The organism is Cryobacterium sp. RTC2.1, from assembly GCF_035018685.1.
In the GTDB taxonomy this organism is placed as follows: domain Bacteria; phylum Actinomycetota; class Actinomycetes; order Actinomycetales; family Microbacteriaceae; genus Cryobacterium; species Cryobacterium glucosi.
This window is the reverse complement of sequence record NZ_JASJXJ010000120.1, coordinates 1-12,615: the sequence shown is the minus strand read 5'-3', so window position 1 is coordinate 12,615 and position 12,615 is coordinate 1. Positions and strand designations below refer to the sequence as shown.

The following is a 12,615-nucleotide window of genomic DNA, read 5'->3' as shown; positions in this document are numbered from 1 at the left end:
CTCGCAATGCTCAGCCTCGGCGGGCACAAACCCGTGCTTCCCGGCCGGGACTAACCCACGGAAGAGTCAGGAGAGCCAATTTTCTACTTTATGCCGGAATCCGATGGGCTGCTACTCCTGCCTTCATGAGAGCGCTCCCTCGAAAGAAAACGCCCGTCAGGGCCCTCCCGGGCAGGTCAGAACAGGCGGGATTGCGTGTCGTCGAGGCCGCGCATCGCGTCGTAGTCGAGCACGAGGCAGCGGATGCCGCGATCCTCTGCGAGCATCCGGGCCTGCGGCTTGATGACCTGTGCGGCGAAAACCCCGGCCACCGGGGCCAGGTGCGGGTCGCGGTTCATCAGCTCGAGGTACCTGGTGAGCTGCTCGACCCCGTCGATGTCGCCGCGGCGCTTGAGCTCGACCGCGACCGAGTGGCCGGCGGCGTCCCTGGCGAGGATGTCGACAGGGCCGATCGCTGTCATGTACTCGCGGCGGACGAGGGTGTGGCCGTCCCCGAGAAGATGGATGTGCTCGGCCAGCAGCTTCTGCAGGTGCGCCTCGACGCCGTCCTTGATCAGGCCGGGGTCGATGCCGAGTTCGTGGGCGGAGTCGTGCAGGACCTCGTGGATGCTGACGATGAGCTGGTCTGCGGTCTTCGCGTGGGTGACGGTCCAGACCTGGGTGATGCCGGCATCCGTCTGTTCGTCATCGGGGACCTGCTCGACGAGGGAGCACGGCGGGCTCATCCAGTTGAGCGGCTTGTAGGAGCCGCCGTCGGAGTGCACGAGCACGCTGCCGTCCGACTTGAGCAGGAGGAGGCGGGTGGCGAGCGGCAGGTGTGCGTTCAGCCTTCCGGCATAGTCGACGGAGCAGTTGGCAATTACGAGGCGCACGCATCGAGCTTAACCGGTCTGAAGCAACCGCTCGACAGGAGGGGTCAGCGGCGGTGGCGCTCGCGGGCGGCCGGAGCGGCGAGGCCGGCGAGGGCCATCAGGGCGACGATGAGGTACAGGGCGTTCAGGATGCCCCAGTTCTGGCCGAGAAGGCCGAGAACGGGCGGCCCGACGAGGAAGGCGAAGTAGCCGATCATGGCGACGGCGCTGACCCGGGCCGCGGAATTCCTCGTGTCGTCCGCGGCGGCCGACATGCCAACAGGGAAGCCGAGTGAGGCTCCGACGCCCCACAGCACGGTGCCCGCGTAGAGTGCAAAGTCGTTCGGCGCGAGGATGAACAGGAGCAGCCCGAGCACCCCGATGACGGCGCAGGCCCGCAGCACGGGAACACGGCCGAACCGGTCGATCACCGGCCCGCCGATCACCCGGCCGACGGTCATCGCTGCGACGAACACGCCGAAGACGATCGCGCCGGCGGTATTGCTGAAACCGTGGCCGTCGACGGAAGCGAGCGCGATCCAGTCGTTCGCCGAGCCCTCCGCGAACGTCATCCCGAGCACGATCGCACCGATCAACAGGACGCCCGGGTCTGCCCACACCGACAGGCTCGCTCGCAGCCGGCTGCGCCAGGTGCTGGCCGGCTCGCCAGGCGCACTCGTCTCGGCAGCGTTCTCGAGCTCAGGAATGGACCGAACGGCCAGGACCGCGATCAGGAACACGAGCACCGCAATCGCCGTCAGGTGCCAGAACACCGAGACGGAGAGTGCGGATGCCGCGGCACCGAGCAGCGCCCCGACGACGGTTCCGAGGCTGAAGCAGGCGTGCATCAGCGGCATCAACGTCTTGCGAATCGCCCGTTCGGCCGCAGCGCCCTCGACGTTCATCATCACGTCGAGAGAACCCATCCCGAGGCCGACGGCGGCAAGGCCCGCGAAGACGACCGGGGCGGATCCGAGCAGGGTCGCGCCGGCGCCGACCACGACCAGTCCGATCGAGGACGTCGCGACGCTGATCGTCATGGCCCGGGGGGCGCCGAAACGGGCGAGGAGCCGCACCGCGACGACCAGGCCGAGCACAGAGCCTGCCGAGAGGCCGAAGATGAGCACGCCGACGAGCGCGGTGTCGAGCCGCAGGCTGTCGCGAACCGCGGGGATGCGTGCGACCCAGCTGGCGAGGCCGAGTCCGCTGATGAAGAAGACCGCGAAGACGGCGTTGCGCCAGGCGAGGGTGCCACGGCCGTTCGGTGATCCGGGGCTCGGAGCGGACGCATCCGTCGGTTCGGAGGGCGCGGTCATGGTCGTTTCCTTAACAGGCTCGGTCGGGGGGTATCCCGTCAACGCTATCCGATCTCCGGCGACGTACGATGGGGCTGGAGTCGAGCGCAGCGGGGCGCGAGGGGGGAATTGTGGCAGGACGCACCACCTCACCGGGGCAGACGGTGACCTCGCGCGTGCTCAGCATCCTGGCCGTCTTCGAGTCCAGCCCCTCCGCGCGGACCCTCTCCGAGATCTGCACCGAGAGCGGCCTTCCCCAGAGCACCGTGCACCGCCTGCTCGGCGAGCTGGAGGAATGGGGCGCCGTGCAGCGGGATGCCCGCGGCCGGTACCAGATCGGCCTCCGGCTCTGGGAACTCGGCCAGCATGCCGGACGGCAGCTGCGCGACGTCGTGCGCCCGTACCTGCAGGACCTGTTCGGCCTCACGCAGGAGACCGCCCACTTCGCCATCCGCGACGGCGCGGACGTGCTCTACATCGACCGGGTCTACGGGAGCAGGAGAGTCCCGCAGGCCTCCCGGGTGGGCGGGCGGCTGCCGATGCACGCGACCGCTGTCGGCCGGGCGATCCTCGCCTTCGAGGCGGGCTGGGTGCGTGACGCCGTGCTCGGCGCGGCGCTCGTGCAGCGCACCCCGTTCACCAAGGCCGACCCGGAGCAGCTCCGCCGGGAACTCGACAAGGTACGCGGCCAGGGCTTCGCCGTCGCCTCAGAGGAGGTGCGGCTCGGATCGTGCTCGCTCGCCGTCCCGGTGTTCCAGGCCGACGGAAGTATCTTCGGCGGACTCGGGATCGTGCTGCCCACCTCGCGGGCGCACCAGCTCGAACGCAACCTGCCCATCCTGCTCGGCACGGCCGAGCGCATCCAGGCGGGGATCGCGCACCTGCCGAAGGCTGCCCTGCAACCGTCGGCGCGTGCCCGCAAACCGCAGCAGTCCTGAACCGGCCTGAACGGGCGCCTCCCCAACTCCACTTCCGCCCAGTGGGACAAGCCCGGCGCTTCCCAGCTCCGGGAGCATTAGATGGAGCCAGATCCCCGCAGAAGTGGACAGTCCCCGCAGAAGTGGACAGAAGGAGCACTCGTGAACGCTCAGCCCGTGACGGCACAGCCCGCCACCACGCACCCGGCCGCAGCCCAGCCGGCCCCCGGCCAGCCCGCAGCAGCCCAGCCCGCAGCAGCCCAGCCCGCAGCAGCCCAGTGCCCGGTCGATCACCGCGCGCTCGCCGCGGCCGCCGGCGGCCACCACGGCTATTCCCCGTTCGACATGAACGACCCGTTCCCTGCATACGCCGAGCTGCGCAACGAGCAGCCCGTCATGTTCGACGAGCGCATCGGCTACTACGTCGTCTCCCGCTACGCGGACGTCAAGGCCGTCTTCGACAACTGGGTCACCTTCAGCAGCGAGAACGCCCAGGCCCCCGTGCGGCCGCGCGGAGCCGCCGCGACGAAGATCATGAACGATGGCGGCTTCACCGCATACTCCGGCCTCTCGGCCCGCGTTCCCCCAGAGCACACCCGGATGCGCACGATCGTGCAGCAGGAGTTCAGCCCACGCCGGTACAAGGCCCTCGAGCCCACCATCCGCGAGAACACCGCGCGGCTCCTCACCCAGATGCTCGCGCATCCGGATGCCCGGGGCGATTTCCTGAAGGACGTCGCCGTCGACATCCCCACGATCACGATCCTCGGCCTGCTCGGCGTCGGGCCGGAAATGGTCCCGACCTACAAGAAATGGTCGGACTCGCGGGCCGCGATGACCTGGGGTGACCTGAGCGACGAGGAGCAGATCCCGCACGCGCACAACCTCGTCGACTACTGGACCGAATGCCGGCGCCTGGTCTCCGCCGCCCACGGGGCCATCAACGCCGGAACTGCCGGAACCGACCTCGTCACCGACCTCGTGCGCGCCCAGCTGGCCGGCGGAGAGATCTCCGACCACGAGATCGCGTCGGTCTGCTACAGCCTGCTCTTCGCTGGCCACGAGACCACGACGACGCTCATCTCCAACACGATCCGGATGCTGCTCAGCAACCCCGGCGAGTGGCAGAAGCTCGTCGAGGACCCCAAGCGGATTCCCGGGGCGATCGACGAGACGTTGCGCTACAGCCCCTCGATCGTCGGCTGGCGGCGCAAGGCCCTCGTCGACACCGAGATCGCCGGCACCCCGATCCCGAAGGGCGCGAACATCCTGCTGCTGATGGGATCGGCCAACCGGGACCCGAGCGTCTTCGAGGAGCCCGAGGTCTTCGACATCGAACGGGCCAACGCCCGCACCCACCTCTCCTTCGGCTTCGGCATCCACTACTGCCTCGGCAACATGCTCGCCAAGCTGCAGGACAAGATCGTCGTCGAAGAGACCATCCGGGCCGTCCCCGGCCTGAGGATCGTCGATTCCGAAGCGATCGTCTTCGGAGAAAACCTGTCGTTCAGGGCGCCGACGTCGGTTCCCGTCACCTGGGAGGCCAACGCCTGATGGAAACCGCAACCCCCGCTGTCACCGCAACACCGGCATCCCACGCCGCCTACATCCAGTTCTTCGACGGCGGGCTTCCGCCGCTGCACGAGCAGCTCGGCGGCAAGTGCGCGTCCCTCGTCGCACTCACCGCGGCCGGGATGCCGGTTCCCCCCGGCTTCGCCATCACGACGGCAGCATACGACGCCTTCATCCGCGAGGCCGGCATCGAGAAGGACATCCACGAGATGCTCGCGAACCTCGATCCCGACGACGTGACCGCCGTCGACCGGGTCTCGGCCCAGCTGCGCCTCGAGATCACCTCGCGGCCGGTGCCCGCCGAGTTGCACGCCACGACCATCGAGGCATACGAGGCACTGCAGTCGCGCTTCGAGTCCCCTGTCCCTGTCGCCGTGCGGTCCTCGGCGACGGCAGAGGACCTGCCGGATGCGAGCTTCGCCGGCCAGCAGGACACCTACCTCTGGCTCCTCGGCGTCAAAGACGTCACCGAGCACATCCGCGCGTGCTGGGCCTCGCTCTACACCTCCCGCGCCATCATCTACCGGCTGAAGAACAAGATCCCCAACGAAGGCCTCTCGATGGCCGTCGCGGTGCAGAAGATGGTGAACGCCCGGGTCGCCGGCGTCGCGATCACCATGGACCCGACCAATGGCGACCGCTCCAAGATCGTGATGGAGGCCTCGTACGGGCTCGGCGAGCTCGTCGTCTCCGGGCAGGTGACGCCGGACAACATCACCGTCGACAAGGTCATGCTCATGGTCGTGAAGCACTCGATCGGCGACAAGCACGCCGAACTCGTGCCCGACCCCGCGAGCAAGTCCCTCGTCGAACGCGAGGTCCCTGCCGACCGCCGCGGGCGCCTCTGCATCAGCGACACGGAGATCACCGCGATCGCCGCGATCGCCAAGCGCGCCGAGAAGCACTTCAAGTGCCCCCAGGACATCGAATGGGCCCTCGACCGCGACCTGCCGGACGGGGAGAACCTCTTGTTGCTGCAGTCCCGACCCGAGACGGTGTTCTCCTCGACGGCGTCGGGTTCGATTCCGACGCAGTCCGCCGGGTTCGGCATCGAGAGCATCACCCGCTCGCTGATGACGCAGGCCGGCAAGGCCTGATCTCCCGCGCATCCGCTGCGCCTCATCTTCCCCGCTCGTCCCCTCCACCCGCGTTTACCCACACAGAACGGTTGAACCATGACAGAGAAGTCATTCCCCAGCCCGTACGACCAGAAGCCCGCGGCCGCCGCAGAGGGCTGGAAGGACCTCTACGCCTACAACCTGGTCTTCCAGGAGAACCGGCGTGAGGTCGAAGAGGCCAAGTTCTGGTTCTGCGACAGCCAGCACTGGCCGACGGTGACCAAGCCCTTCGAGACCATCGGCTTCGAGTTCGCCGTCTCCTGCCTCGGCCAGTACAACTCCCGCCACCTGCTGATCCCGCCGGCCAACGGCATCGAGTTCCGCATCCACAACGGCTACGTGTTCATGTCGCCCGTCGGTGTTCCCGAGACCGAGATCGCCGCCCGCGTTCCCGAGTTCATGGCCCGCGCCGGCCACTACTTCCAGAACTGGGACGGCCTGCTCGAAAAATGGCAGGGCAAGATCCGCGGCACGATCGACGAGCTCAACGCCCTGTCCTTCGAGGCGCTGCCGAACGCGGTCCCGCTCGAGGACGTCACGAGCGGCAAGGGTCTCGGCCCGAACGACGAGCTCCTCGGCAACTTCGACAAGCTCGTGTCCCTCACCTACCGGGCCTGGCAGTACCACTTCGAGTTCCTCAACCTCGGCTACGTGGCCTACCTCGACTTCTTCAGCTTCTGCAAGGAGGTCTTCCCCGGCATCCCGGACCAGGCCGTCGCGAAGATGGTGCAGGGCGTCGACATGGAGCTCTTCCGACCGGATGACGAGCTCAAGAAGCTCGCCAAGCTCGCCGTCGAACTCGGCGTCGACGGTCACTTCGGCAACACCGAGAACCCGGAGGAAACCCTCGCCGCGATCGGCGCGGCCGCGGGCGGAGCGGAGTGGCTCGCGGCCTGGACCGAGGCACAGGATCCCTGGTTCAACTTCACCGTCGGCAACGGCTTCTACGCCCACGACAAGTACTGGATGGACCACCTCGAGCTGCCGCTCGGCTACATCGCCGACTACATCGTTCGCGTGCAGAACGGTGTCGGCATCGACCGTCCCGTCGCAGAGCTCGTCGCCGAGCGCGACCGCATCACCGAGGAATACTCCGAACTGCTCAGCCCAGAACAGCTCGCCGCGTTCCAGGGCAAGCTCGGTCTCGCGCGGCAGGTCTACCCCTACGTGGAGAACCACAACTTCTACATCGAGCACTGGACCATGGGCGTCTTCTGGCGGAAGGCCCGCCAGCTCTCGAAGATGCTCTCCGAGGCCGGGTTCTGGCCGGAGGCGAACGGAATGTTCTACCTCCGCCGCGACGAGGTGCGCGAGACGCTCTTCGACTACGTCACCGGCTGGGCCGTCGGCGCCCCCGCGATCGGCCCGGACTACTGGCCGGCCGAGGTCGCCCGGCGCAAGGTCATCGTCGACGCGCTCTCCGAGGAGCGCCCGCAGCCGGCGCTCAACACGCCGCCCGTTGTGATCACCGAGCCCTTCACCCTGATGCTCTGGGGCATCACGAGCGACCAGATCAAGAACTGGCTCGGCGACTCCGACGCGCCGGAGGGCGAGTTCCGCGGAATGGCCGCCTCGAGCGGCGTCGCGGAGGGTCCGGCCCGGGTCATCAGCAGTTCCGACCAGCTCTCCGAGGTGCAGGAGGGCGACATCCTGGTCGCTCCCGTCACGGCGCCGTCGTGGGGCCCGATCTTCGGGAAGATCCGCGCGACCGTCACCGACATCGGCGGCATGATGAGCCACGCGGCCATCGTCTGCCGTGAGTACGGGATGCCGGCGGTCACCGGAACCGGAACCGCTTCCGCCCAGATCAGGACGGGACAGTGGCTGCGGGTCGACGGCAACAACGGGACCGTGACGATCGTCGAAGATCACGGCGCCGAGCAGGACGTTGCCGGCCTGGCCCACGAGCACGACCTCGCCCTGGCCCCTGCCGCGGCCGCCCAGCTCGACGCCGTCCTCGCCGAGAGCAGCCATGCCTGAGCGCGGCGCGGCCGGGGTCTCGCAGAGGACGGTGCTGATCACCGGCGCCGCCGGCGGCCTGGGCCGTGCCTTCGCCCTGGGCTTCGCGGCCCAGGGCGACCGGGTGGTCGTCGCCGACGTCAACCTCGAGGGCGCGCGGGAGACCGTCGTTCTCGTGGAAGAGGCCGGCGGAACCGCCCTCGCCCTCCCGGTCGACGTCACCGACCTCGCCTCGGTCACCCGGCTGGCCGCGGATGCCGCCGGCTGGGTCCCCGAGGCCCGGCCCGGCGCATCCGCCCCCGGTACGGTGCCCCCGGCCCAGGCCGGCGTGATCGACGTCGTCATCAACAACGCCGCGATCTACGCGACCGTGACCCGTGCCCCCTTCACCGACCTCGACCCCGACGAGTGGGACCGGGTGATGGCCGTCAACCTCAAGGGGCCGTGGCTCGTCACCCGGGCCTGCACGCCCTACCTGCCGGACGGCGGAAAGGTGATCAACCTCTCCTCCGCCACGGTGATGAGCGGATCGGCCCAGTGGGCCCACTACGTGGCCTCGAAGGGCGGCGTCATCGCGCTGACCCGGGTGCTCGCCAAGGAACTCGGTGACCGCAACGTGACCGTCAACGCGATCGCTCCCGGCTTCACCCTGACCGAGGCCAGCTACGGGCTCATCGCGGGCGCCGAGAGCTACGGCGTCGACCGCGGCTCGCTCAAGCGGGCCTGCGAACCGGAGGACATCGTCGGGGCGGCCCTGTTCCTCGCCGCACCCGGCAGCGACTACATCACCGGCCAGACCCTCGTGGTCGACGGCGGCCGGCAGTTCCTCTGACCCACCCGTAACCCAGAGAACCGAACCAGGAGACCGAGAAATGCCAACCGTGAGCTACGTCGCCTTCGACGGCACAGAGACCATCGTCACCGGATTCGCGGGCGATTCCGTGATGGAGACCGCGGTGCGCAACGGCGTTCCCGGGATCGTCGCCGAGTGCGGCGGCAGCCTGTCCTGCGCCACCTGCCACGTCTTCCTGTGCGCAGAGAGCGCGGGGCTGTTCCCGCCGAAGCTCGACCTCGAGGACGACATGCTCGACGGAACGGCCGTCGACCGGGAGGACAATTCCCGGCTCTCCTGCCAGCTGAAACTGACCGACGACGTGTCCGTGCACGTGCAGACCCCCGAAACGCAGGTGTGACCGGCATGGGCGACACGACCGCAGCACCCCGGCTGGGCACCCTCATCATCGGCAACTGCCAGGCCGGGGTGCAACTCGCCTCGACACTGCGCGAACTCGGCGACACCGACCCGATCACCCTCGTCGGCGAGGAGCCGCACGCCCCGTACCAGCGGCCGCCGCTCTCCAAGGCGTTCCTCAAGGGCGAGGCGACCGCTGACTCCCTGGCCTTCCGCACCCACGATTTCTACCGCGAGCATTCCATCGACCTCGTGCCGCGGGAGCGGATCTTCCGCATCGTCCGGAACGCGGACGGCGGCGTCGCGACGGCGGAGTCCGGGCGCACCTTCGCATTCGCCCGGCTCGCTCTCACCACCGGAGCCGCACCGCGCACGATCCCGTTCGAGGGCTCCGAGCTCGAGGGCGTCAGCTACCTGCGGACCGCGACGGAGGCGACCGTGCTCGAGCAGCAACTGCGTGAGGCGCGGAACGTCGTGGTCGTCGGCGGCGGCTTCATCGGCCTCGAGGTCGCAGCGGGGGCCAGGGCCGCCGGTAAGAACGTCACTGTGCTCGAGGCGGCTCCCCGCCTCGTCGGGAGGGCGGTCTCCGAGCAGACCAGCGAGTTCTACCTGCAGGCGCACCGGCGCCGCGGCGTCCGCGTGGTGCTGAACGCGCAGGTCGTGCGGTTCGTCGGCGAGCACGACCGGGTCACCGGCGTCGAGCTCGGTCCGCGTGACGGCGACGGCTCAGGCGAGATCGTGGCGGCGGATGTCGTGCTGATCGGCGTCGGGGTCGTCCCGCGCACCGAGCTCGCCGTGCAGCTGGGCCTCGAGGTCGACAACGGGATCGTGGTGGACGCAAGGGCCCTCGCCTCCGACGGACTCACCGTGGCCGCCGGGGACTGCGCGAACATGCCGAACCCGTCGATCGGGGACTTCGGTGTCGGCCGCATCCGCCTCGAAAGCGTGCAGAACGCGGTCGAGCAGGCCAAGGTGGCCGCGGCCACCCTGCTCGGACTCCCGGCAGAGCACCGCACGGTGCCGTGGTTCTGGTCGGACCAGGCCGACCTCAAACTGCAGATCGCCGGGCTGAGCGGCGGGCACGACCGGGTCGTTCTGCGCGGCGAGCCGGACTCCGAGAAGTTCTCGGTGCTCTACTACCGGGGTGGCCGGCTCATCGCCGCTGACTGCATCAACAGCCCGCTCGACTTCATGGCCGTGAAGAACGCCCTCCACAAGGGCCTCTCTGTGCCGGCGGATGTTGCGACCGACACCACCGTTCCGCTCAAGAAACTCTTCGCGGCCGTCGAGACGGCGGATGCCGGGCGTGCGGTGCCTGCGCCGGCCGCCGTTGATCTCGCTCCTCCTGCAGTCCCCGTTCCCGCCGGCAGTCCGGCCGCTTAGCCCCAGCCTCCGCGCTCCGGCGCCCCAACCTCGAAGTGAGAACGCCATGACACTGCAGACCGACCAGTCCATCGACACCTCGCCCATCGCCGTCGCCGCGGTCGGCCCGAGCGACCTCGACCCGCTCTGGCGCGCCGTCGAGACCGAGATGCGCACGCGCAGCAACGACATCCACGTGCCGATCTCCTTCGCTTTCGCCGAGCGGCTCTGCGAGGCCTACCCGGAGGCCGACGCCCTCGTCGTGCGGGTGGCCATCCTGCTGCACGACAGCGGCTGGGCCAGGGTGGACGAGACCAAGATCATCTCGGAGGGCTTCGGCGCGAACTGGCGCCAGGCCCAGATCCGCTACGAGCACGAGCTCAAGGGCTGCATGATCGCCAGGGAGGTGCTGCCGGGCCTCGGCTACGACGAGGCCTTCATCACCCGGGTCACCGACATCATCGACGGCCATGACACCCGCGTCGAGTCGTACTCGATCGAGGACTCGCTCGTGCGCGACGCTGACCGGCTCTGGCGCTTCACCCCGGCCGGCATCGCCCTCGCCTCGAGCTGGTTCGGCCAGACGCCGTCGTTCTACTGCCGGCGCCTGCGGGCCGAGATCCTGCCGGAGCTCATCACCGCTGCCGGCCTCGAGATGGCGACGATCGAACTCGACAGGGCAGAGGCGCTGCTGAAGATCGCGGTGCTCTGATGACGGGGCAGTCGATCGACGCGGCACCGACAGCGGCGGCCACGGCCACGGCTGCGGCCGGCCAGCCCGTCCAGCCCACGAGGTTCCCGGCCACGCTGCCCTATCGGCACACCGACGACCTCTTCATCGACGGCGCCTGGCGTGCGGCGAGCGGAACCGGTCGGACCACGGTGACCAACCCCGCGACGGAAGCGGAGTGGGGCAGTGTGCCGGTGGCATCCGCCGCCGACGTCGACCTCGCCGTCGCGGCCGCCCGCCGCGCGTTCGCGCGTGCCGGCGCCGGCGCTGACGGGTGGCGCGGGCTGGCCTCCTCGGTGCGCGCCGGGTACCTGGAACGCCTGGCCGGCGAGATCGAGAAGCGGGCGGCGGCGATCTCGCACACCAACACGTGGGAGAACGGCTCCCCGGTCGCCGAGACCGGGCGCGCGGCCTCGAATGCCGCAGCGATCTTCCGTTACTTCGCCGGACTGGCCGGGTACCTGGAGACCGCAGACGTGCGCCCGTTCCCCGACGGATCCGCCGAAACCGTCGTGCGGCAGGACCCGGTCGGCGTCTGCGCGCTCATCGCGCCGTGGAACTTCCCGATCAACCTCGTCGTGGCGAAGCTCGCGCCCGCGCTCATGGCCGGGTGCACCGTCGTGATCAAGCCGGCATCGCCGACGCCGCTCTCGATCCGCTTCCTCGCGGATGCCGCGGCAGCGGCAGGCCTTCCCGCGGGCGTCGTGAACATCGTCACGGGGGACAGCGCCGTCGGCGACGCCCTCGTGCGGCACCCCGGAGTCGACAAAGTCGCCTTCACCGGCTCGACCCCGGTCGGCCGAAGAATCGCCGCGGCGTGCGGCGAGCTGCTGAGGCCGGTCACCCTCGAGCTCGGCGGCAAGTCGTCCGCGCTCGTTCTGCCGGACGTCGACCTCACGGCGATGCAGCAGGTGCTGATCCGCAGCTGCATGCGCAACACCGGGCAGACCTGTTACATCTCCACGCGTATCCTCGCGCCGGCCGGGCGCTACGACGAACTCGTCGACATGGTCACGGCGACGATCCAGGCCGCGCGGCAGGGCGACCCGATGGACCCGGACACCGTCTTCGGACCCGCCGCGACACGGGCGCAGCGCGACACGGTGCGCGGGTACATCCGCTCCGGCATCGCAGAGGGCGCCAGGGCGACCACGGGCGGTGACGTGCCGAGCGGCTTCGACCGCGGCTTCTTCGTGAAGCCGACCGTGTTCGCCGACGTGACGCCGGGGATACGGATCGCGCGCGAGGAGATCTTCGGGCCGGTCCTGTCGATCCTGCGCTACGACACGCTCGACGAGGCGATCGGTATCGCGAACAACACCGCGTTCGGCCTCGGCGGCACGGTGTTCTCAGCGGATGCCGACGCCGCGTTCGATGCGGCCGCCCGGATGGACACCGGTTCCGTCGGCCTCGGCTTCTTCGCCTCCAACCACAACGCGCCCTTCGCCGGGCGGCACGATTCCGGCCTCGGCGCCGAGTTCGGACGCGAGGGCCTGCACGCCTACCTGCGCCCGCAGTCCGTGCACCGCCGCATCCGCTAGCCGGGACTCTCCGGCACCGCCTGGCGCGCCACGTGCGCCGGTGCGCGCCCGGTGTGCCTGGCGCGCGGGGGCGCACAG

General features: G+C 69.5%; 11 protein-coding genes. 9 read left to right on the top strand and 2 right to left on the bottom strand.

Features of this window, described 5'->3' with window-relative positions; translation table 11 throughout:
- Nucleotides 1-176 precede the first annotated feature (176 nt).
- Together nucS and QN357_RS13975 are read right to left on the bottom strand one after the other, a co-directional pair.
- Complete coding sequence (gene nucS, locus QN357_RS13980) at nt 177-872, bottom strand: endonuclease NucS (protein ID WP_134449228.1); 696 nt, start codon at nt 870-872, stop codon at nt 177-179.
- A gap of 44 nt (nt 873-916) precedes the next feature.
- Nucleotides 917-2,167, bottom strand: coding sequence for an MFS transporter (locus tag QN357_RS13975; protein ID WP_322141065.1), 1,251 nt, complete (start codon nt 2,165-2,167; stop codon nt 917-919).
- A gap of 110 nt (nt 2,168-2,277) precedes the next feature.
- Between QN357_RS13975 and QN357_RS13970 the strand changes: the two genes are divergently transcribed.
- The 9 genes from QN357_RS13970 (at nt 2,278) to QN357_RS13930 (ending at nt 12,537) form a co-directional block, all read left to right on the top strand.
- Nucleotides 2,278-3,084, top strand: coding sequence for an IclR family transcriptional regulator (locus tag QN357_RS13970; protein ID WP_134449226.1), 807 nt, complete (start codon nt 2,278-2,280; stop codon nt 3,082-3,084).
- Between the two features lie 141 nt (nt 3,085-3,225).
- Complete coding sequence (locus tag QN357_RS13965) at nt 3,226-4,617, top strand: cytochrome P450 (RefSeq protein WP_322188918.1); 1,392 nt, start codon at nt 3,226-3,228, stop codon at nt 4,615-4,617.
- Nucleotides 4,617-5,732, top strand: a complete 1,116-nt coding sequence (locus QN357_RS13960; RefSeq protein WP_134449224.1) for a PEP/pyruvate-binding domain-containing protein — start codon at nt 4,617-4,619, stop codon at nt 5,730-5,732. The genes QN357_RS13965 and QN357_RS13960 overlap by 1 nt, the downstream gene beginning before the upstream one ends.
- A gap of 78 nt (nt 5,733-5,810) precedes the next feature.
- The gene (locus tag QN357_RS13955) at nt 5,811-7,733 is read left to right on the top strand and encodes a PEP-utilizing enzyme (protein ID WP_134560506.1); all 1,923 of its coding nucleotides are present in this window, start codon (nt 5,811-5,813) and stop codon (nt 7,731-7,733) included.
- Nucleotides 7,726-8,544, top strand: coding sequence for an SDR family NAD(P)-dependent oxidoreductase (locus QN357_RS13950; protein ID WP_322188916.1), 819 nt, complete (start codon nt 7,726-7,728; stop codon nt 8,542-8,544). Before QN357_RS13955 ends, QN357_RS13950 begins: the two co-directional genes overlap by 8 nt.
- Nucleotides 8,545-8,584: 40 nt before the next feature.
- The gene (locus tag QN357_RS13945) at nt 8,585-8,905 is read left to right on the top strand and encodes a 2Fe-2S iron-sulfur cluster-binding protein (protein WP_134449221.1); all 321 of its coding nucleotides are present in this window, start codon (nt 8,585-8,587) and stop codon (nt 8,903-8,905) included.
- Between the two features lie 5 nt (nt 8,906-8,910).
- Nucleotides 8,911-10,287 (top strand): NAD(P)/FAD-dependent oxidoreductase, encoded by a 1,377-nt coding sequence (locus QN357_RS13940; protein ID WP_323505058.1) that lies wholly within the window; start codon nt 8,911-8,913, stop codon nt 10,285-10,287.
- Nucleotides 10,288-10,333: 46 nt separating this feature from the next.
- Nucleotides 10,334-10,978, top strand: coding sequence for an HD domain-containing protein (locus QN357_RS13935; protein ID WP_323505057.1), 645 nt, complete (start codon nt 10,334-10,336; stop codon nt 10,976-10,978).
- Complete coding sequence (locus tag QN357_RS13930; RefSeq protein WP_323505056.1) at nt 10,978-12,537, top strand: aldehyde dehydrogenase family protein; 1,560 nt, start codon at nt 10,978-10,980, stop codon at nt 12,535-12,537. The genes QN357_RS13935 and QN357_RS13930 overlap by 1 nt, the downstream gene beginning before the upstream one ends.
- The last annotated feature ends 78 nt before the right edge of the window (nt 12,538-12,615 follow it).

Excerpts from the sequence above, each read along its gene's own strand:
- QN357_RS13955 (WP_134560506.1), top strand. The coding sequence starts at position 5,811 with ATGACAGAGAAGTCATTCCCCAGCCCGTACGACCAGAAGCCCGCGGCC.
- QN357_RS13975 (WP_322141065.1), bottom strand. The coding sequence starts at position 2,167 with ATGACCGCGCCCTCCGAACCGACGGATGCGTCCGCTCCGAGCCCCGGA.
- QN357_RS13935 (WP_323505057.1), top strand. The coding sequence starts at position 10,334 with ATGACACTGCAGACCGACCAGTCCATCGACACCTCGCCCATCGCCGTC.
- QN357_RS13950 (WP_322188916.1), top strand. The coding sequence starts at position 7,726 with ATGCCTGAGCGCGGCGCGGCCGGGGTCTCGCAGAGGACGGTGCTGATC.
- QN357_RS13940 (WP_323505058.1), top strand. The coding sequence starts at position 8,911 with ATGGGCGACACGACCGCAGCACCCCGGCTGGGCACCCTCATCATCGGC.
- QN357_RS13945 (WP_134449221.1), top strand. The coding sequence starts at position 8,585 with ATGCCAACCGTGAGCTACGTCGCCTTCGACGGCACAGAGACCATCGTC.
- QN357_RS13960 (WP_134449224.1), top strand. The coding sequence starts at position 4,617 with ATGGAAACCGCAACCCCCGCTGTCACCGCAACACCGGCATCCCACGCC.
- QN357_RS13930 (WP_323505056.1), top strand. The coding sequence starts at position 10,978 with ATGACGGGGCAGTCGATCGACGCGGCACCGACAGCGGCGGCCACGGCC.